Source organism: Saccharospirillum alexandrii (assembly GCF_004000275.1).
GTDB lineage: Bacteria > Pseudomonadota > Gammaproteobacteria > Pseudomonadales > Natronospirillaceae > Saccharospirillum > Saccharospirillum alexandrii.
Genome location: NZ_RCIP01000003.1, coordinates 66,779 through 87,280 on the forward strand (window position 1 = coordinate 66,779; position 20,502 = coordinate 87,280).

The 20,502-nt window shown below is 55.1% G+C and carries 17 protein-coding genes; 9 read left to right on the forward strand and 8 right to left on the reverse strand.

The window, feature by feature from the left end; translation table 11 throughout:
- Positions 1 to 6 precede the first annotated feature (6 nt).
- Positions 7 to 783, reverse strand: coding sequence for a molybdate ABC transporter substrate-binding protein (modA, locus tag EP166_RS13935; RefSeq protein ID WP_127558134.1), 777 nt, complete (start codon positions 781 to 783; stop codon positions 7 to 9).
- A 447-nt stretch (positions 784 to 1,230) separates the two neighbouring features.
- On the opposite strand from modA, the gene phnD reads away from it, so the two are divergent.
- The 7 genes from phnD (at position 1,231) to EP166_RS13970 (ending at position 9,809) form a co-directional block, all read left to right on the forward strand.
- Complete coding sequence (phnD, locus tag EP166_RS13940) at positions 1,231 to 2,172, forward strand: phosphate/phosphite/phosphonate ABC transporter substrate-binding protein (RefSeq protein WP_425470049.1); 942 nt, start codon at positions 1,231 to 1,233, stop codon at positions 2,170 to 2,172.
- A gap of 52 nt (positions 2,173 to 2,224) precedes the next feature.
- Positions 2,225 to 3,022, forward strand: a complete 798-nt coding sequence (gene phnC / locus EP166_RS13945; RefSeq protein WP_127558138.1) for a phosphonate ABC transporter ATP-binding protein — start codon at positions 2,225 to 2,227, stop codon at positions 3,020 to 3,022.
- Positions 3,019 to 3,837 carry a phosphonate ABC transporter, permease protein PhnE gene (gene phnE, locus EP166_RS13950; protein WP_127558140.1) on the forward strand — a complete coding sequence of 273 codons (819 nt, stop codon included), beginning with the start codon at positions 3,019 to 3,021 and terminating at the stop codon, positions 3,835 to 3,837. Before phnC ends, phnE (EP166_RS13950) begins: the two co-directional genes overlap by 4 nt.
- The gene (gene phnE, locus EP166_RS13955) at positions 3,831 to 4,640 is read left to right on the forward strand and encodes a phosphonate ABC transporter, permease protein PhnE (RefSeq protein WP_127558141.1); all 810 of its coding nucleotides are present in this window, start codon (positions 3,831 to 3,833) and stop codon (positions 4,638 to 4,640) included. Before phnE (EP166_RS13950) ends, phnE (EP166_RS13955) begins: the two co-directional genes overlap by 7 nt.
- Positions 4,641 to 4,712: 72 nt before the next feature.
- Positions 4,713 to 5,621 (forward strand): DeoR/GlpR family DNA-binding transcription regulator, encoded by a 909-nt coding sequence (locus tag EP166_RS13960; RefSeq protein WP_220432587.1) that lies wholly within the window; start codon positions 4,713 to 4,715, stop codon positions 5,619 to 5,621.
- 110 nt (positions 5,622 to 5,731) lie between these two features.
- The gene (locus EP166_RS13965) at positions 5,732 to 7,780 is read left to right on the forward strand and encodes a hypothetical protein (RefSeq protein WP_127558143.1); all 2,049 of its coding nucleotides are present in this window, start codon (positions 5,732 to 5,734) and stop codon (positions 7,778 to 7,780) included.
- A gap of 73 nt (positions 7,781 to 7,853) precedes the next feature.
- Positions 7,854 to 9,809, forward strand: a complete 1,956-nt coding sequence (locus tag EP166_RS13970) for a choice-of-anchor tandem repeat NxxGxxAF-containing protein (protein WP_127558145.1) — start codon at positions 7,854 to 7,856, stop codon at positions 9,807 to 9,809.
- Between the two features lie 33 nt (positions 9,810 to 9,842).
- Here EP166_RS13970 and EP166_RS13975 read toward each other — a convergent pair whose 3' ends face one another.
- Positions 9,843 to 10,727: an EamA family transporter gene (locus tag EP166_RS13975; RefSeq protein WP_127558147.1), complete on the reverse strand. Its 885-nt coding sequence runs from the start codon at positions 10,725 to 10,727 to the stop codon at positions 9,843 to 9,845.
- 147 nt (positions 10,728 to 10,874) lie between these two features.
- On the opposite strand from EP166_RS13975, the gene EP166_RS13980 reads away from it, so the two are divergent.
- Positions 10,875 to 12,299 (forward strand): aminotransferase-like domain-containing protein, encoded by a 1,425-nt coding sequence (locus EP166_RS13980; protein ID WP_127558149.1) that lies wholly within the window; start codon positions 10,875 to 10,877, stop codon positions 12,297 to 12,299.
- A gap of 56 nt (positions 12,300 to 12,355) precedes the next feature.
- On the opposite strand, the gene EP166_RS13985 is transcribed toward EP166_RS13980, so the two are convergent.
- A complete protein-coding gene (locus EP166_RS13985) occupies positions 12,356 to 13,567 on the reverse strand; it encodes a cyclic di-GMP phosphodiesterase (protein WP_164743950.1) in 1,212 nt (403 codons plus the stop codon).
- A gap of 233 nt (positions 13,568 to 13,800) precedes the next feature.
- Between EP166_RS13985 and EP166_RS13990 the strand changes: the two genes are divergently transcribed.
- A complete protein-coding gene (locus EP166_RS13990) occupies positions 13,801 to 15,084 on the forward strand; it encodes an aspartate aminotransferase type Ic (protein ID WP_127558153.1) in 1,284 nt (427 codons plus the stop codon).
- A 77-nt stretch (positions 15,085 to 15,161) separates the two neighbouring features.
- Here the strand turns inward: EP166_RS13990 and EP166_RS13995 are convergent, their stop codons facing one another.
- The 5 genes from EP166_RS13995 to hydA all read right to left on the reverse strand — a co-directional run bounded on the left by EP166_RS13995 (position 15,162) and on the right by hydA (position 20,374).
- Positions 15,162 to 16,160 carry an ABC transporter substrate-binding protein gene (locus EP166_RS13995; RefSeq protein WP_127558155.1) on the reverse strand — a complete coding sequence of 333 codons (999 nt, stop codon included), beginning with the start codon at positions 16,158 to 16,160 and terminating at the stop codon, positions 15,162 to 15,164.
- Positions 16,161 to 16,211: 51 nt separating this feature from the next.
- Positions 16,212 to 17,174, reverse strand: a complete 963-nt coding sequence (locus EP166_RS14000; RefSeq protein WP_127558157.1) for an ABC transporter permease — start codon at positions 17,172 to 17,174, stop codon at positions 16,212 to 16,214.
- Positions 17,167 to 18,000: an ABC transporter permease gene (locus tag EP166_RS14005; RefSeq protein WP_246026306.1), complete on the reverse strand. Its 834-nt coding sequence runs from the start codon at positions 17,998 to 18,000 to the stop codon at positions 17,167 to 17,169. The genes EP166_RS14000 and EP166_RS14005 overlap by 8 nt, the downstream gene beginning before the upstream one ends.
- Positions 18,001 to 18,072: 72 nt before the next feature.
- Positions 18,073 to 18,906: an ABC transporter ATP-binding protein gene (locus tag EP166_RS14010; RefSeq protein ID WP_127558159.1), complete on the reverse strand. Its 834-nt coding sequence runs from the start codon at positions 18,904 to 18,906 to the stop codon at positions 18,073 to 18,075.
- Positions 18,907 to 18,928: 22 nt separating this feature from the next.
- Entirely contained in the window at positions 18,929 to 20,374 is a 1,446-nt protein-coding gene (gene hydA / locus EP166_RS14015) for a dihydropyrimidinase (RefSeq protein WP_127558161.1), read from the reverse strand.
- Positions 20,375 to 20,502: the final 128 nt, after the last annotated feature.

Below are 20,502 nucleotides of genomic sequence, written 5' to 3' on the forward strand. Positions count from 1 at the left end.
AGCACCTCAGGGTACGTCAGCGGGCAGATCATACCCGTAGGTCCGAAACAGGGTTGCCGCCTCCGCTCCGCGCAGGTAGCCGGCAAAATGCCGGGCGACTTCGTTTTGCATGGCACGGCGGGTCACCACTAACCCCTGTTCCAGCGGCTGGTGAACGCCAGCGTCGATCAGCGCGTGCCCGCCCTGCGACGCGATACCGGAGTTCAGCACCTGGGCCAGGGCAACGATACCAACCTCAGCAGCGCCGCTTTGCACCAGCTGCAGGGTGCCAGAGACGTTGTCGCCATAGACCAGCCGGGGCTGCAGAGCGTCCCAGAGGCCGGCCGAGATCAACGCTTCTTTTGCCCGCGCGCCATAGGGCGCAAGCCGGGGGTTGGCGATGGCCACCCGGCGGAAACGCTCGTCGGTCAGGTCAGCGAGCGCCAGCGATTGCGCATCGACCGTATTGCTCCAAATTGCGATGCGACCGATGGCGTAGGGCATCACCTCACTGGCGGCGAAGCCTGCCTCAACCAGTGCAGTGGGGTAGTCCATATCCGCAGAGAGGTAAAGATCGAAGGGGGCGCCGTGGGTGATTTGCGCGAAAAACCGGCCAGACGATCCATATTGAACGTCGATCCTGTTTTGCGGATAACGCTCACGATACTGTGCCGTTATCGCCTCCAGTACGAAACGCAGCTGGGAGGCTGCAGCTACCCGGGTGATTTGCTGTGCCTGAACCGCCGTCGCCATCAGCAGCGCCGTCGCCGCCAGTCCAGCCAACACCGTCTGACGGATCCACATCGCACGCTTCCTGACGTTAGGGGTTAACGCCCCGAAATATATCGTCATATATAACGACTGACAACACCGTAACAGACTCACCCGCAGCCACCGGGGGCTATTGAGGCGAAAAGGCCTGAGCCACCCACGGCCGCTGGTGCACCAGATCGAAGCAGACGATTCAATTGAACATACCATTCGATGACTGCCCTCTTATATTTCAATAACTTACTGCGACCAGTCTAAAGGCTTGCACTTTTTTGGCGCAGTTCGCCTTGCCAATTGAAGGTTTGCTGTTAGTATGAATGTTCAATTGAACATCTAACAATAACAAACGTATGGGGCAGGTCCTTTCAGGATGTTCAATTCAAGGCATGGAGCCTTAACGCATGGACCGCACCCAATGGAGAACCAATCATGAATCTGCATAAAACAATGCTCTCCCGCCTTTCACCTACGGCCACTGCCATGGCAACCGCTTTGTTGCTTGGCGTCAGCAGCCAGGCGTTGGCTGAATGCGAACGCGGTGCGCTCGATGCCATGTATTGCGACACCGACGGTGATTTGGTCGCTGACTTGCCGGCCGATGAATCGCAATGGGTTGACCCGGACACGTTGATTTTCGCGTACACACCGGTTGAAGATCCGGCCATTTATTCCGACATCTGGCAGCCGTTTATCGACCATCTGGCTGAAGTCACAGGCAAAGATGTGCGCTTTTTTGCCGTGCAATCCAACTCGGCCCAGGTAGAAGCCATGCGCAGCGGTCGTTTGCATGTGGCTGGCTTTTCCACCGGGCCTACGCCGTTCGCGGTTAACCTGGCGGGCGCCGTTCCGTTCGCGCTGATGGGCTCAAGCTCCGGTCAATTTGGGTATTCACTGCAGGTGTACACCCACGTCGATTCCGACATTTATGAGATGGCCGACCTGAAAGGCAAGCGCATCGCTCATACTTCGCCAACCTCCAACTCCGGCAACCAGGCACCCCGTGCCCTGTTCCCTGAAATGGGCGTTGTTCCGGGCGAAGACTATGAAATTTCGTTCTCTGGCAGCCACGACCAGTCAATGCTGGGTGTCGTTGCAAAAGACTACGATGCGGCGCCGGTCGCCTCGGAAGTGGTGGAACGCATGGCCGCACGCGGCCTCTATGATGAAGCCGACGTCCGCCTGGTCTGGGAGTCGGACCGTTTCCCGACAACCTCCTATAACCACGCCTACAACCTTCACCCTGAGCTTGCCGAAAAGGTACGTCAGGCTTTCTATACCTTTGAATTCGCAGGTACCGAATTAGGTGAAGAGTTCGACGGTGTTGAGACCTTCATCCCGATCAACTACAAGGATAACTGGCGCGTCATCCGCACCATTCAGGCCTCCAATGGTGTGCAGTACACCCGCGACAATCTTCAATAAGAAAAACAGGTGCCCAGGCCTGATGGCCGGGGCACCTCCGGGAGCGAAACCAATGTTAGAAATCACCAATCTGGTAAAACGATACGGGCGCAACGATCCGGTGCTCAAAGGCCTTAATCTGAGTGTCGATGGCAGCAGCGTTGTGTCGATCGTCGGCGCATCCGGTGCGGGCAAGAGCACCATGCTGCGCTGCATCAACCGATTGGTCGAGCCGACCTCGGGCTCGATCAAGCTCAACGGCCATGAACTGGTCAATCTTCGCGGCAGCGAGCTACGCCACTCCCGCCGACGCATCGGCATGGTGTTTCAGGGGTTCAACCTGATCGACCGGCTGACGGTAATGGAAAACGTTCTGTCCGGGCGGCTCGGTTATGTGTCGTTTTTCCAGGCGCTGACACGCCGCTTTCCGCAAACCGATATTAATCGTGCCTTCAACCTGATGGAGCGTGTGGGCATCGCGCACTACGCCAACAAACGGGCCGACCAGCTCTCGGGTGGTGAACGCCAGCGAGTTGCTGTGGTGCGAGCACTGATGCAAGAACCGGAGATTCTGCTGGCCGATGAGCCAACCGCGTCACTCGACCCAAAGACCTCCCAGCAAATCATGAGACTGCTGCAAACCCTGGCCAGTGAAATGTCGCTGCCCGTGCTGATTAATATTCACAACGTTACTCAGGCCCGAATGTATACCGATCGCATTGTCGGCATGCGCCATGGCCAGATGATATTCGACGGCGCGCCCAAAGATTTTAATCAGGACGCACTGGACGCCATCTACGGCGGCATCGAATCGCCGGAAGAAGACAGTGGTGAACCGCAACACCAGACGGCTCAGGAGGCACTGGCATGACACCCGTCAGAACCGCTACCGATGCGTCGTCGGGCAGGGTCTGGAAGAAACCCCCCTTTATTGCTAACCCCTGGGTTCGGTATGGGCTGGTTGCCATCACCCTGGTGTATCTATATTGGGCATTTTCAACACTGCCATTCAACTGGGAACGCATTGCCGAGGGCATGCCGCGTGCGCTGAGAATTTTTGGCGGCGCCTTCCCACCGAGTTTTGAACGGGCCGGATTGCTGTGGACCGGTTTCAAGGAAAGCTTCCAGATCGCATTCCTATCTACATTACTGGGGGTGTTTCTGTCGGTACCAATCGCGGTCATGGCGGCGCGCAACGTCGCTCCGCTACCGGTGTATTTGCTTGGGCGTACCATCATTATCGTATCGCGCAGTTTTCATCCGGTCATCGTGGCCATCTTGTTTGTCGCAGCGGTCGGCTTTGGGCCGCTGGCGGGCATTCTTACGCTCACGCTCTACTCCATCGGTTTTGTCGCCAAATTACTGGCTGAAGAGATTGAAGAGATCGACTGGGGCCAGGTAGAAGCCATGCGTTCGGTCGGTGCCGGCTACCTGAAGATGCTGATTTACGGTGTGTTCCCGCAAATCATGCCGCGTCAGATTGGGTTGTCCATGTACCAGCTCGATAGCAATTTACGTGCTTCGGCCGTCGTCGGCATTGTCGGCGCCGGCGGTATCGGAGGCACGCTGATGAACGCTTTCGGACGTTACGATTACGATTTCGCATTTGCCATTCTGCTGATGATCATCGGCATCATTCTGGTCAGTGAAGGCATCAGCGGATGGGTGAGGAAAAAAGTATGGTAGACCACGCAGCAAAACTGTCCGATCACGTCTGGTCTCGCTACGACCGCAAAGAACAGTGGACCCGCTACGCCGTATACCTGGCTACGCTGATCGCCATTGTCTGGGCGGTACGCGATATCGATATTTTCTGGCCCTGGGTCTGGGATGCCCCCAACCAGATTCAAAGCCTGGGCGCACGCATGTGGCCGCCCCGGTTCGATACCTGGAATGCCATATTCCACGCCATGCTGGAGACGGTGCACATTGCCACCCTGTCGACCATGCTGACCATTTTTATTGCTCTGCCGGTCTCCTACATCGCGGCACAGAACACAACGCCAAACAAGGCAACGCTGTGGCTGGGCCGGTTCATTCTGGTCTCCAGCCGCTCGGTGAACACCATCATCTGGGCGCTACTGTTCGTGGCTATTTTCGGCCCGGGTGTGTTGGCCGGTATTCTTGCGGTGATGTTCCGCTCCGTTGGCTTTATCGGCAAGCTAATGGGCGAGGCCATCGAGGAGATCGACCGGCGCCCGGTGGAAGCCATGGAAGCCACTGGCGCCAGCAAAATGAAGGTCGTGCTATACGCCATTGTGCCCCAGGTAATGCCGGCGTTCTTTGCCATCATCATTCTGCGCTGGGACATCAACATCCGTGAATCCACCGTGCTTGGTCTGGTCGGTGCCGGTGGCATCGGGGTGCTGCTGCAAGGGTCGATCGACCTCTTTGCCTGGCAGACTGTTGCAACCATTCTGCTGGCCATTGTCGCATTGGTTATTCTGGGTGAAGCGGTAACCAGCGCACTGCGCAAAAAGGTCATTTAACGCCCGCTGCGGGTGCCCGGCAATAGCCACGGCACCCGCGGTCAGTCGAATCTCGACGGCAATTCCGCTAGTATGGATGGTAGCAAAGCTGATGTTCTGTTCACCGGGTTGGACCATGCCGAGGCGCGCCTCGTACAATATCAACAAGGGTTTACTGATAGTGGCTTTATTCTAATGGGTGCCAAAGAACGGCAGTACAGTATTCTCGAATGGGTGCGCGAACAAGAGCATGTCGAGGTTGAAGACATTGCCCGGCGCTTCGGTGTCACCACCCAAACCATTCGCCGGGATATCAACAGACTCTGTGAACAGGGCTTGTTACGCCGCCGTTACGGCGGTGTCAGTTTGCCAACCAGTGCGTCAAAAAGCCCGCTGGGCGACCCCAAAGTCCGCAACCTGCTGGCCAAACAGCAGATGGCCAGGCGGGTGGCGGCTGACATCCCTGAAAACGCCACTGTCAGTCTGGGCGTGGGCAGCAGCATAGAGCTGGTCGCTCAAGCGCTGCTTCACCATCAGTCACTGCGCATTTTGACCAACAACCTCAGCGTCGCGTCCGCGTTATCAGGAAACCCCGGCATTGAAGTCATCGTCTCTGGCGGGCAATACCGACACAACGATCACGATGTGGTCGGCCCGGAAGTCACCAACTTTTTCAGCTCCTTCATTACCGACTACGGCATCATCAGCACCGGCAGCATGGATCTGCAACACGGCCTGATGGACTACGACATTCGCGAAGCCGAAGTGAGCCGCGCCATCATTTCCAATACCCGCGCCCGGCTGCTTGTGGCTGATCACAGTAAATGGACACTCAACTCGCACTGCAAGGTTGCCTCGTTCAAGTATGTGGATCGCTTTTACACCGACGTGATACCCGCCAATAAACGTGCGGAGTTACCCGATTCGGTAAACATCGTCGAATGTGGCGAAGCTGAGTCGGAGTTGGATAAACAGAACCCGCTGTCTGTCAGTAACCTCTAACCCTACCGACGATAGAGATGAGCCGGGCCGGTTCAGAGACAACTGCCTCAGGTTTCGCTAGGCTTGTATAACCGTTTAGCAACCTTCTTCATGCAAACAGGGCATCCAATGTGTCTCAACCGTCCGATCTGGCTGACAAACTGAACCGAAACCGGCGACGATTCCTGGTCGGGCGCCATCCGGAAAAAGCGGCCATAGAAGCCTTTGTTACGGCATCCCCGGATCAACCCGGACTGGTCATACACCTGTGTGCTCCTGGCGGGGTCGGCAAAACAACCCTGCTAAAAGACTGTCTTCAGGATACCCGTTACGAACACCCCATCTTGTGGTTCGATGCCCGTAACCTACCACCCAACCCCAACTTGTTTACCGCTGCCATTCAGTCTTTGCGTGACGAAAAAGGCGTTGGAGAAAAAGAGCCGCACCTACTGATCATTGACACCTTTGAATGTCTGGCACCCCTGGAAGGCTGGCTAAGGGACGTATTCATACCCGCGCACACTCTGGGCTTCAAACTGATCCTGGCCGGTCGGAATCCGCCCGCCCTGGAGTGGCGAACCGACCCGGTCTGGATCGATGAACATCGCCAGATAACCCTATCACCGTTTACCGACACCGAAGTGGATGACTACTTAACACTGCGCGGCATAGAAGCCTCAGGCTTTGAGCGCGCCCGACAGTTTGCCCGGGGGAATCCGCTGGCGCTGGCACTCTATACCGATTCGATCGGCAAGCAGGAGGGGCTCTCTAGCAGCCTCGCTCGCAGTTGGCATCAGAGACTGGTCGACAGCCTCGACAGCACGCATCAGCGAGCGGCACTTGAAGCCTGCTGTACGGTCCGCCAGATGGATGAACCCATGCTGGCCAGCATGCTCAAACTGCACCCACACGAAGCGGCCGACCTATACGACTGGCTGGCTTCGCAGTCGTACATTGAAACCGGAAGTAACGGCCTGTTCCCGCACGATCTGCTGCGCCAGGCGTTCACCGACGAGCTCAGGCAGCGCCAGCCTAACCGGCTGATTGAGCTGGGAGACCGGGCTTTTACCTACATCCATGATCGGCTTGAACACGCGGTCGAAGACCGACTCGGGCTCATTCAGGACGCCTTCTTTTTGCTGCGGGACATGGATATTCAGCAAACCATGAGCGAGCCGGATCGCAGTGATGTTTACGTCGACAGCCTTCGCCCGGCGGACTGGCCGTCCATCGATGACATGGTGCGACGCTTCGAAAATGACCATGCCGTTGACCTGGTTCATCAGTTTCACGCCTGTCAGCCCGAGTCGCTGACGGTTGTCAGGGACAGCGCCGGTAAAGCCATCGGTTTCTTTCAGATTCTTCGGGTCGACCGGTTACCCGCACACGTGCTGGAGGCAGACTCCGTATGTGCAGACTTTCTGTGCCTGGCCAGGCAGTCGCTGAAGCACTCGGGAACCGTTGTTTTGCATCGGTTCTGGCTGCACAGCGATCAGGACATGGCGGCGTCTTCGGTCTACACACAGGCTTTTTCGCACGCCGCTTTTCTATCGGTCAGTGTCACGCCAGCGGTGATGGGCAGTGTTCAGGGAGACACCCCCGAATGGCGGCGAGCGATGGCTCGTTTTGGTCACTCAGATGCCGAAATCACCATGCCCCGGCGACGCGGAACGCCAGCCATGGTCTTATACCAGGACTGGAGCGCCGACAACCGGGCTGGCATCAACTGGCTACGAAACGCCTATCGACAGGCGTTTGGTCTGGCAGAACCGCTCAACAGCGTGTCAGTGGCAACAGCACCTCTGCCTGACAAAAAGGCCTTCCAGAACGCCCTGCGTCAGGCATTTCGCAGCGCTACCCGACTCGACCGACTGCAATCCAACGCCCTGCTCGACAGCAAAGTGGTGCTCCAACACGGCCCGAACCAGGACCGGGTCACTCGCGCACAAAGCCTTCAGCGCCAGCTTGAAACAACCTGCGAACGACTTGAATCGCAAGTCACAACCCGTGACCATGCCCGAGTGTTGCAAGCCACCTATTTACGGCCGGCTCCCAACCAGCAAGCCGCCGCTGATCGGCTGGCCTTATCCTATGCCACTTACCGCCGCCGCCTCACGGAAGCCCTGAAGTTGGTAGAATCAGAATGGTGGGCTGACGAGCTGACATTGCGCGAAATGTGAGCAAAAAATGGAGCAGATTGTGAGCCATGACCCTCGTACAGTGAATGGACATTCGCTGAAGGATTAGACGGTCATGGAAACCAAACTCGCAACGCCACACCCTCACCTGCGTCGGGTACTGCTCAGTCTGATCATAACCCCTGCTCTGCTGCTGACGGGTTGCGGCAGCAGCGCCAGTGACGAGGCTGACGATACCGAAGACACCAGCGACAATGGCTCGGGGCCCATTGAAGGCCTGGTCGCGCCAACCGTGTCGGTGGACTATGACAACTGGCAATTGCGATTCAGTTGGCCGGAGATGACGGGCGCCGATGTCTATCGCATCTATGAAGACCCGGACAGCATGAGTGGCTACTCCCAGCTCGGGTCGGACCTGACCAGCAACGACTACGTGTACAACATCAACCTCAGCGAACGCACCAACGCCCGCTTTATTATCGAGGCGTGTGACGCGGAACAATGCATCGATTCCGAACCAGTGACGTTGGATGCCGTGGCATCAGGCATCACACCCATCGTCGTCAGTGGCGATGCTGCGCCAGGCATGGGCAGCGCTGTGTTCAGCAGCAACATAGGAACCGCACTCGACTTCGACGTCAATGGCCCGGGCACCATTGCCATACATGGGGTGACCGACCAGACCGACAGCGGCGGCAGTGCCCGTGATGGCATCTTTAAATATGAATCCGAAACCGGATTGACGCTCGTCCAGGCCGACGATGACAACCTGCCTTCAAGCGATGCCAGCTACAACGGGTTCTACGATGTCTGGATCGCCAATAACGGCAGCATTCTCTTTGCCGGGTTGCTGAATCTCGACAACACATTGACCGACGATGTTGACGGGCTCAACAACGAAGTCCTGTTACGCAATACGTCCGGCACCACAGAGCTACTGGCCCGTGAAGGCGAGCCTGGCAGGGGCGGCACGGCCTTCCCGACGCTAGACGCCGGCGCAAGCGTTTACTTCTCGGAAAACATCACCGCGAACCGGGTTTTTACCAACCTCAGTATCGATGCGTCTGGAGGCATTACCTTCCAGCTGGGGTCCAACACCGATGCCTTTCGAGTCGACGACGACTCTGACTTTACCGACCCGACCATCTGGACCATCACAGGCGATAACACCAAACGCCAATCGCTGAGTGCCAACCAGACAGAACTCCCGGGCAGTCTCGATATCGGTGTGTTCAGTGCGTTCAAACAATACAGCCAGAATGCATCCGGCCAGCTTGCCTACGGTCTGGCAATTAACGGGGTAGCCACCAGTACCAATTCCGGGGTGTATGTCCGGGATACAGACGGCTCACATACCGAGGTGGCCCGGGAAGCCGGTGGATCAGCCAGCGACTACATTGATCGATTGCAAACAGCCACCGTACAGATCACAGACAACGGCGAAGTATTCTACTTCACCCAAAGAGACGTCGCAGGTGTGGGCAACAGAGGCCTTTACACAAACGCAACCGGCACGTCCAATACCCGGATCGCCCGCATTGGCCTGCCGTTCTTGCTGGAAGACGGAACCACACAGGAAATTACAGGTTTCATCGGCGGAGGCAGCTCATTTTCTGCTGCCGACGACACAGCGGCATTTCTCGTGAATGCGGGTTCGGCAGACACAGAAGACGCCCTGATTGTCTGGCAAGATGGCACTGCGAAGCGTCGGTTCCAGGAAGGCGATGCGGTTCGCGGGCTGCTGGACAGTTCAACCGTTGATCTCGATCTGGTATCCGTCCCCGGAACCGGGCCGAGGATCGAAGTCAACAACAGCGGCTGGATTGGATTCCAGGGGCTCACGGCCTTTGGCACTGAAGCGTTGTTTGTTTCCAGCCCCAATGAGTACACTCGATTGATTGTGCGGGAAGGCCAGTCGTTCTCAGTGGGTGACACTGACTATGGCACCGTCACGGAGGTCCTCGACTTCCAAATTGATCAAGCCGCCAACATGATTGTAGGCTTGCGTTTCGTCGGCGGTACCAACGGCATTTTCAGTGTCACCCTGTGCGGTTCTGACGAACCTTGCTGACGTTGTGCCGGCAGGGCCAGGGTGGCCCGCCTTTCAGGAAGTCCGTCCTGACAGGCGGGTTAACATCCCGGCCCGCCATTGACTGACCACCAGGCCGGACAGTATCAGCATACCGGCAATCAACTTGGTACCGTTCATCGATTCGCCGTAAAACAGATAGCTCCCCAGTAAACCAAAGATGGGCACCAGCAGCGTTAAGGGTGCCACGGTCGACAAGGGGTATTTAACGATCAGGCGGTTCCACAGCCAATACCCCAGCAAAGTCGTGGGGTACGCCTGAAACAGGACAGAAAACCAGACGTCCCGGTTCATCTGTGCCGGCAACATCAGAAAGACGTCTGAACCTTGAGCAAGCCAGGCCACTCCTACCAGCGGCACAGGGGCAAACAACATTCCCCAGACACTGAACGCAAAGACCTCAGTGGTCCCTGCTTTTTTGACGATAATGCCGGTCAGACTCCAGCTAATGGCCGCAACCAATACGAACAACGTACCCACCAAACTGACCGAACCATCCTGCAACGTCAGGCTGACAGCAAGCCCCAGCAGGGCCAGCCCGGCGCCCAGCAATTTAGGGCGTGTCAATCTCTCCTTCAACCAGAGCCAGCCCAACAACAGACTTGAGACCACACTCAACTGCATCAGCAAGCCTGCCATTCCGGCCGATATCCCGACGGTGATTGACCAGGTCATCATGCCCCAAACGCCGGTGCCAAACGTCAGCCCGTAAGCGAAGAAATAGCGAACGGGAACCGCCGGTCGGGTAACGAAAAATACCGCTGGAATAGCCGCCAATGTGAAGCGCAATGCGACCAGTATGGTCGGGTCTATCTGATCGGCCCCCAACTTAATCACCGAAAAGTTGAACCCCCACAGACACATCACAGCGATGCCCAACAGCAAATCATTCATACGCATGGTCGTTTCTCCGGCCTCATCAACATCAGAGTGCCATGGTAACCAGCGCTCAAAAGAGTAAACAGATTCAATTCTTAACAATAAAAAGAGTACAATTTACGAACGCTCGCCCCTCAATAGCACGCCGCTCCGGTAAGAGGCCCTGACATGCGCTACAAAACGATCGCCGATCAGATCATCAGCGACATCGAACAAGGCACCCGGGTGGCCGGCACCCGAATGCCCCCGTTGCGTGCATTGACCAAACTTTACGGGGTCAGCATGACCACGGCGATCAACAGTTACCGGTTGCTTGAGGAGCTAGGCTGGATCGTCGCCAAACCCCAGTCGGGTTTTTACGTCACCCAGCCGCTGGCCGAACAAAAGACACCCACACCACCGTCGTTCCAAAGCCGGATGACGGATCCAATCCAGGGGCACTCGAAACCGTTCATCGCACCGTCCGTGATCAACCCGGGACCTGGTCCACTGGGCATATCACAAATGTGTCCGTCTTTAATGCCAACTGATGCTTTGCAACGAAGCCTGAAGCGCGGTATCCAAAGGCTGGGAAGACGCTTACACGATTACCCGGATCGTCAGGGTGAGAAAACACTGAGGCACGCACTGGAACGGCATTTCCTGGCGTATGGCTTCCCCTTCTCCGCTGATGAGCTGGTCATCACCAACGGTTGCATGGATGCCGTACGTGTCGCCCTGGAAGCCACAACCCGGCGAGGCGATGCCGTTGCCATCAGTTCGCCCTGTTTCAGCGGGTTGCTGGAGCTGCTGGCCGGACTGTCCCGCAAAGTGGTTGAAATACCCTATACCGAGGAAGGCATTGATCTGATCCAGCTAGAGCAACACCTTAAAAACGGAACCGTCAAAGCCGGTTTATTCAGCACATCACACATGAACCCTCAGGGAACCAGCCTGTCACTTGCCCAGAAACAGGCACTGGCTGCACTGGCCAGCCAATACAAGACGCCCATCATCGAAGACGATGTCTACATGGAACTGGGTTATGAAAAAGTCACGCCACTGCCGGCAAAGCACTGGGATTCAGACGGTTACATTCTCTGGTGCGGTTCCGTCTCAAAAACGCTGACAGCAGGCTACCGCGTCGGCTGGTGTTTACCCGGGCGCTACTTGCCCGACGTCGTACGACGCAATGAGTTCAGTCACTTCGGTGTGAACTCCCCCATTCAAATGGGGCTGGCAGACTTCATCGCGACTGGTCAATACCACAGTCACTTGCAGAAAACGCGCCTTCGATTGGCCAACCAGATGCGTCAATACCGAAACGCACTGGTCGGGTTGTTACCGGCTGACGCAGCGTTGAGCAATCCGACCGGCGGGATGGTGTTGTGGGTACAGGTACCCGGTTTGAACACGACTGAGCTGATAAAGGCTGCTCAGCAGAAAGGCATCAGTCTTCGAATTGGCTCACAATTCACTAGTCTGCCTTTGTACCACGACTGTTTCAGAATAAATGCAGGCTGGCCGCTTGAAGAAGACACCGATGAAAGCCGGCTGGCCAGTAGGCATTTGCACGCACTGGCAGAATGGGTCGCCCGAAACCGGGAAGAGTGATCGCTTTGCTGCGATTCACACATTCCGTGATCTGACGTGACGCAGGGATGCTAAGGTTACAGAAATGGCGTGACATCCAGGTTTAACTGACGCGCGTCCAGCGTCCCTACAATGTCGTACTTCGCATTTTCGCTGGAAAGGTCGACAAGCACCGGCTCAACCTGATGCCGGTTCACGGTATTGTAAAAGACTCTGACCATAGGGTGTTTCGGGCTGCGTCGGTTGGCTTCAACCACCACCCCGGCCCTGTTCCGTGTTAACTCAACAAGCGTTCCCACCGGATAAACTGACAGACACCGGATAAAGTCGTACACCAGATCCTTGTCGAGGTGGAAAACACTCCACTCAATCAGCTTTCTCAGCGCCATGTCGGGCGCCATGCCCGCGTGGTAGACACGGTCTGCGGTCACGGCATCGTAAACGTCGCAGATGGCCGCCATCCGGCCATAGCGATCGATTTGATCCCCTGTTTTGTTTCGCGGATAGCCCGTGCCGTCAAGTCGTTCATGATGCAGCTGGCAAATCGACCGGCTCAGGTCACTTAACCCGGCCGTCACGTCCAGAATCTTCTCGCCATAGGTGACATGGCGCTTCATTTCCTCCCACTCGTCAGCTTCAAGCTTGCCGGGCTTGTGCAATATCGAATCAGGCACCAGTACCTTGCCTATATCGTGCAGGATACCGCCGATCACCAGCTCCTTTAAGACGGTTGGCTCGAGCCGCATTGAGCGGCCAAATATGCCCAGCAGAATGCCGACGTTTATCGAGTGTTGAAGTAGATAGGTATCTTTTGAGCGAATATGCGACAGGCAAGCCAGGGCATTTTCATTGGTATTGAGTGATTCAAGGAGCTCTTCGGAGGTCTCATCGACCGCCGCTACATCGATGGGCTGGTTGTTTTTGACATCATTCAACACATCGTCCAGAACAGTGCGGGCTTGCTGGTAGCGCTTTTCAGCCCGGTCTCGCTCTTGCGACACCGGTACCCGTTTTAGGGCCGTTCCGGCATCCGACTGAAGTTGCAACGACTCCAGTTGCTGGGCTTGAATCTGCTTTTGTTCATCCGCAGGCAATGCCTCCGGACAATCCAGCCCCTTGGCCGTGTCTATATACAGCTCGGTAACCCCAAGCCGCTTAATCTTCTCGATGGTCGCCTGATTGCCAATCTTGCCACTTCGTGATGCATTATTGCTCGGAACCCACTGATTATTCAGATCGGAGACATACATTCCGGGCTTCAACATGCCGATCAGTATCTTCTTTATCACTGTACACCCCGAACCATGATGAAAACCTTCCACTACCATCTGCCTATATTAGCAACTTGCCCAATACCTGTCCCATATATGAGCAACTATTAACCAATGATTCAGATAGGCCGGTTATATCGTACATCGCTCCAGTATAGGCGGTTTAATCCACCCCATATGAAGACGGTCTACAAATCTCGCGCCCGGGTGGTAGAGTTAAGGCGCAACCGACAGGGAAACCAGCCAACACCATGATCACCGACCCGACTACTTTGACCCCGAGCCAGCTAAAGACCCTGGAAATTGAACTGTTCAATCAATTCTGTGCGCTTAAGCGGCTGGGACTGAACCTCGATTTAACCCGCGGCAAGCCCTCTACCGAGCAGTTAACCCTGTCCAACAGTCTGGATGGCATGCTTAAGGGCGACTATCGATCACGCGATGGCATCGATGTGCGTAACTACGGTGGCCTGGAAGGTTTGTCAGAATGTCGTGAACTGGGTGCCACCCTGCTCGACATGCCTGCCAACCAGGTGCTCGCGGGTGGCCATTCCAGCCTGACGCTGATGCACCAGGCCATGAGCATTGGCTACTACGATGGCCTCAGTGGCCCCGGCAGCGCCTGGCGTCTGAGCGGGCCAGTCCGGTGGCTCTGCCCGGTGCCGGGCTACGACAGGCATTTCAGCATCTGCGAGCACCTTGGCATCGAGATGATTCCGATCAGCATGACCGACACCGGCCCGAACATGGATGACATCGAACGCGCCGTTCAACAAGACCCCAGCATCAAAGGTTTGTGGTGCGTCCCGCGTTTTTCCAACCCGACTGGAATCGTCTACGACGAACAGACTGTTCAACGAATCGCCAGGCTAAGCAAGATTGCCGGCGAGCATTTTCGGGTCTTTTGGGATAACGCCTACAGCGTGCATGCGCTCGACGACGATGCCCCCGAACTTGCCAGTCTCTACGAAGCTTGCCGTGACGCGGGCACTGAAGACAGCGTACTGCAGTTCGCATCAACCTCTAAAATCACCTTTGCTGGCGCCGGGGTCGCGTTCCTGGGTGCCAGTCACGACAACCTGAAACACATAACCGCCTCGCTCAGTGCCATGACCATAGGCCCGGACAAAGTCAACCAACTGCGGCATGCGCGCTTTTTTGAACAACACAACGCCCTCGAAACTCATATGGCTCAGCATGCGGCGGTTCTGAAACCGCGTTTTAAAGCGGTTCACCACCACTTAAAAGACGCCTTTGGCAGCAATAACCTGGGGCACTGGAAAACGGTGAAGGGCGGGTATTTTGTCGCTTTTCATACCCGGCCCGGGCTGGCCAAAACCGTTGTGAAACTCGCCGCAGAAGCGGGCGTGAAACTGACACCCGCCGGTGCCACCCACCCTTATGGCAACGACCCGAACGACACCTGCATTCGAATCGCGCCTTCTGTACCCAGCGTCGACGACGTCACCGCCGCCATGAAGGTTTTCACGCTGTGTGTGGAACTTGCCACCGTTCGACAGGCACTTGATCTGTGAAGCGGCATGGCTGACCTGAAGAGACTGAACAAGGAGCCAGCTGGGTGCTTGCTCATTACAAGTTCGTTCATTTACCCTTACATGCTCATTGCATTAAACACGGCATGCGAATAGGCCCCTTGTGGAACCTGGGTAATTACCGGGTCTGAATCACTGCCGAGCAGTATATCAACGGTGCGATCAAACGCAGCGGGCTCCAAATAACCGATTCCCTCGCCACTGGTGCTTAGCAACTTGGCAACTTCAGTCATCATTCGAACCTGGTGTTCTTCCGTTTGTGCGCCGGTCTCGTCATACTCCAGAACGATCATTGCAGCAGCCTCCGGGTTCTCCATGGCCCACTCCCAGCCTTTAATCGTCGCTTTCAGGAACTTGGCGTAAGACTCAACCATGGCCGGGTCCGCCAGGTCTTCCTCCAGCACATACAAGCCGTCTTCCAGTGTTGCAACACCTTCATCCTCATACTTGAAAAGAACGAGTTCGTCTGGCGTCATGCCGCCGTCGATCACCTGCCAATACTCGTTGTACGTCATGGTAGACACGCAATCGGCCTGCCCCTGAAAGAGAGGGTCCACATTAAAGCCCTGCTTTAATACGGTTACTCCTTCACCACCCTGGGTTGAATACCCTAACTTCGCCATCCAGTTTAGAAACGGATACTCATTGCCGAAAAACCAAACACCGAGTGTTTTACCGCCAAAGTCTTCAGGTGATTCAATACCGCTCGACTCCAAACAAGTAAGCATCATGCCAGACGCATCGTAAATTTGACCGATGTTCACCAAGGGTAACCCTTTCTCTCGTGTAGCAAGCGCAGAGGGCAGCCAGTCGACTACGATGTCGGCGCCACCCCCGGCCAGAACTTGCGCTGGCGCGATATCCGGGCCACCAGGTCTTATGGTCAGATCAATACCCTCGTCTTCATAGTAACCATTTTCCAGAGCTACGTAATAACCAGCGAACTGCGCCTGGGTCACCCATTTCAATTGCAGAGTTAATTCGTCAGCAGCGTGTGCTACCAGGCTAGATGCGAACAACGCAGCGCCAGCAGCTAATGAGACTACGGTTTTGTTCATCTTTTTATCCCTTACAATTAGCCCAATAATAAGCACTTCAATTGGATCAGCTTAACGAGCCCGCATACCACGCACGGAGGCATGCCAGAACAAGGTCGCTTTTTCCAGTAATGCCAAAGCGCCGTAACTTATGGAACCAGCCAGGGCCGCCACCAAAATGGTGGCCCAGACCATGTCCATATTCATCCGACCTACTTCGGTCGAGATTCGAAAACCCATGCCAACAATGGGGGTACCAAAGAACTCGGCAACAATCGCGCCGATCAGCGCCAGGGTTGAGTTGATCTTCAATGCGTTAAAAATAAAGGGAAGCGCTTGCGGCAGCTGACTCTTAAAGAAGGTCTGCGTCTTGGTTGCGGCATAGGTGTGAAACAAATCTTTCTGCAAGGCATCGACTGACTTCAAGCCAGTGAGCGTATTGATAAACATGGGGAAGAACGTCATCACCACAATCACAGCTGCTTTGGACTGCCAGTCAAATCCGAACCACATCACCATGATCGGCGCTATACCCACGATGGGAATTGCCGACATGAAGTTGCCCATAGGCACCAGCCCATTTTGCAGGTACCTGCTCTTTACAGCCAATTTCGCAACAACAAACCCCGATGTACAACCGATGACATACCCGGCTAATACCGCTTTCAAATAAGTTTGCCTGAAATCCGCCCACAGAATTGAGGTGTTATTAAAGAAAGCGCTGACAATCGTGCTCGGCGGAGGCAGTAGAACAAAGGGGACCTGATATCCGCTCACCATACTCTCCCAGGTAAGCCCGACTATCAGTGCAAACACCAGCGGCACAGAAATGCGCGAATAACGACTTAATGGCCTACCCTGGTCGCCATAGGCCGTTAACAGACTCATGACTTTCGCAGCACTGACATAGATAGCTGGAAAGAGCAGTAACAGAACAGGAGACCGATCAAAGAACCCGGGTTCTACCATCAAGGATATCGCAGATAAACTGCAGAAAGATAAGGCAAAAAAACCGCACACCAACTTGCTATTCATGAGCAAGCCCTCTGCGGCGCAGTAAAACTTTTTCAGCAAGACTGACCAGCCAAACCAAGACCGAACCCAATAGTGCGGCCATGAACAGCGCTGACCATATCTGTGTGGTTTGTCCGTAATAGGAGCCGCTTAACAGCCGCGCGCCCAAACCACCCTGTGCACCCGTTGGCAATTCGCCCACAATGGCACCGACCAACGCCGCTGCTATTCCTACTTTTAGACTGGCAAACAAATAGGGTTGCGCCGAAAACCAACGTAACTTCCAAAACAGCTGATGAGCATTGGCACTGTAGGTATGCAGTAGTTCCATATGCAGGCTGTCAGCTGAGCGCAGGCCTTTCACCATGCCGATAGTGACGGGGAAAAACGACAAGTACATGGATATTATGGATTTTGGCACCAACCCCGTTAAGCCCACTGCACCAAGAACAACAACGATCATCGGTGCTATGGCGAGAATAGGAATGGTTTGAGAGGCGATCACCCAAGGCATCAGGCTGGCTTCCAGCGTTCGGTTATGGACAATACCGACGGCAATCAGGATACCCAGAGCAGTGCCGAGCAGGAACCCTAGCAATGTCGACTGCAAGGTTATGAGCGTATGAAACACCAGGGATCGTTTCGAGGTTATGCGAGTGTCAAAGACCGTATTGTAAAGCTCATCAATCACTTGGTGCGGTGCGGGTAGCATTGGCCGTTTCACCTGGTAGGCTTCTGCAACAACGGAACTGATTGTCCAGTCCATATTCCGGCGCTCGTAGTTATTTACTAACTGGTTACCATTCATTAATAGCGCAAAAAGATACCAGGCACCGATGATGATCACGATGAAACTCGCTATTGCAAACCACTTTTCATGCACTATTCTGCTCAACACAAAAAAGAACCCCGCAGTCAGTTAGTCAATGGCATGCTCATGCGCCAGTGCGGCTCGTATCTGAGCCGACAGGGCATGAAAGGCCTCGGTGTCTCGCAAACCCAGATGCTTCATCTTTGGCAGTGGGCTGTCGATAACGCTGACGACGCGGCCAGGCCGGGGTGACATAACAACTATCTTGGTCGACAACATGACCGCTTCTGCAATTGAATGGGTAACAAATACCACCGTTTTTTGGGTTTGCTCCCAAATTTTCAAAAGCTCAACGTTCATGTGATCCCGAGTAATCTCGTCGAGGGCTCCAAATGGCTCATCCATCAACAGAAGGTCTGGCTCAATACATAAAGCGCGCGCTATGGAGGCCCGCTGCTGCATCCCGCCGGACAGCTGCCAGGGGTATTTCTTGTGGAAGTCATTCAGGCCAACCATGCTCAGATACTTGTCGATCTGCTTATTCTGATGCTCGGTCGACTGGCCGGATATTTCCATGGGCAGTGCGCAGTTTTGTTGAATTGTCCGCCAAGGCAGCAACGCCGAGGCTTGAAACACATAACCATAAAGACGATTCAAACGGGCATCCTCTGGCGTTGTGCCGTTTACGGTAATGCTGCCGTCAGTTTGTTGCTCCAGGTCAGCAATAACACGCAGCAAGGTCGTTTTACCACAACCCGACGGGCCAATAAGAGACACAAACTCACCTTCCTGAATATCCAGGTTGATATCAGAAAGCGCGTTCACCGGGCCGTCGTTGGTTTCAAAAACCAGAGACAACCCCTTTACGCCAATCATTGTCCGCCTTGCGGTACCAGGGTCAGCTTCAGTCGATTCGGTTATTGAGCTTTCTACCGCCAACATTGTGTCTCCTCACATATCACGGTTAGGATGAGCGCGTTACAGCAACCGGAGCGTTAACTTCATTGTGTTTCTTCACGGCCTCGAAAATGGTCGGAAACGCTGGACGCTTGATGTAGCGGCCGGCGCCCTCCTCTACCATCAACTGACCCTCTCTGAACACGACCTTGCCCTGGCTAATGGTGATTTCAGGAGACCCTTTGACGGTGCGGCCTTCAAAGATATTGAAATCGATGTTTTGGTGATGCGTCTTCGCTGAAATGGTGTGTTCTTTATTGGCATCCCAGATGACGATATCGGCATCCGCACCTTCGGTGATGGACCCCTTTTGTGGGTACAGGTTGAATATCTTCGCCGTATTGGTCGACGTTACCGAGACAAATTCGTTTTCGGTCAATCGGCCTTTGTTGACGCCGGAGTCCCACAGAACCATCAGGCGGTCTTCTATTCCCGCCGTTCCGTTTGGAATTTTGGAGAAGTCATCTTTACCCGCTGCTTTCTGGTCTTCGCAGAAACAACAGTGGTCTGTTGCAGTCGTTTGCAGAGTGCCACCCTGCAGCGCTTTCCACAGCACTTCCTGGTGACCTTTAGGGCGAAAGGGTGGGCTCATAACATGCGCCGCTGCCGTGGCGAAATCCTCTGCCTGGTAAACGCTGTCGTCCAGCTCCAGATGGCCAGCCAACACTTCACCGTATACGCGCTGACCGTTGTGACGCGCCCTGGCAATTTCATCGACCGCTTCCTTGCAGGACACATGGACCAAATACAATGGCAATCCAATGGTCTGCGCAATGCTGATCGCCCGGTTAGCTGCCTCGCCCTCAACCTGGCTCGGGCGCGACAAGGGGTGCGCTTCAGGGCCGGTAAAGCCAGCCGCCAGTAACTGCTTCTGCAAGTGGTAAACCAACTCACCGTTCTCAGCATGAACCGTTGGCATGGCGCCCAGCTCCAGGCACCGGCTAAAGCTGTTCACCAGCGTTTCGTCGGCCGCCATAATGGCGTTTTTATAGGCCATAAAGTGTTTGAAACTGTTGATACCTTCTTCTTTTACCAGCCTGCCCATGTCCTCATACACGGTGTCATCCCACCAGGTAATCGCCACATGGAAGGAATAATCGGAAACCGCCCGTGACGCCCAATCTTTCCACTTTTCATAGGCTTGCATGATCGGCTCTTGAGGGCTTGGAATAACGAAGTCGATGATCATGGTGGTGCCGCCCGCCAGACCGGCCGCTGTGCCTGTGTAAAAATCCTCGCTGGCGACCGTTCCCATAAACGGCAGTTGCATATGAGTATGAGGGTCGATTCCACCGGGCATGACCAGCTTGCCCGTGGCATCGATGATTTCGGTGTCTGTCGGTACATCCAGCCCCAAACCGATTCCTTTAATCACGCCGTCTTCACAGTAAACATCTGCAACCGTGCTGACGTCCGCATTAACTATTTTTCCGCCCTTAATCAGAATGCCCATATCTACCGTCCTCATGCTTCAGTGTCATCTACGCGTCTGGCTGTGTTTTTTGAGGCGCTATGTTTGCTGCGCCGGTGTTGATCCAGCCCGCGTTTATACATCCATAGAAAAGGGTGAAAGCAATTGAT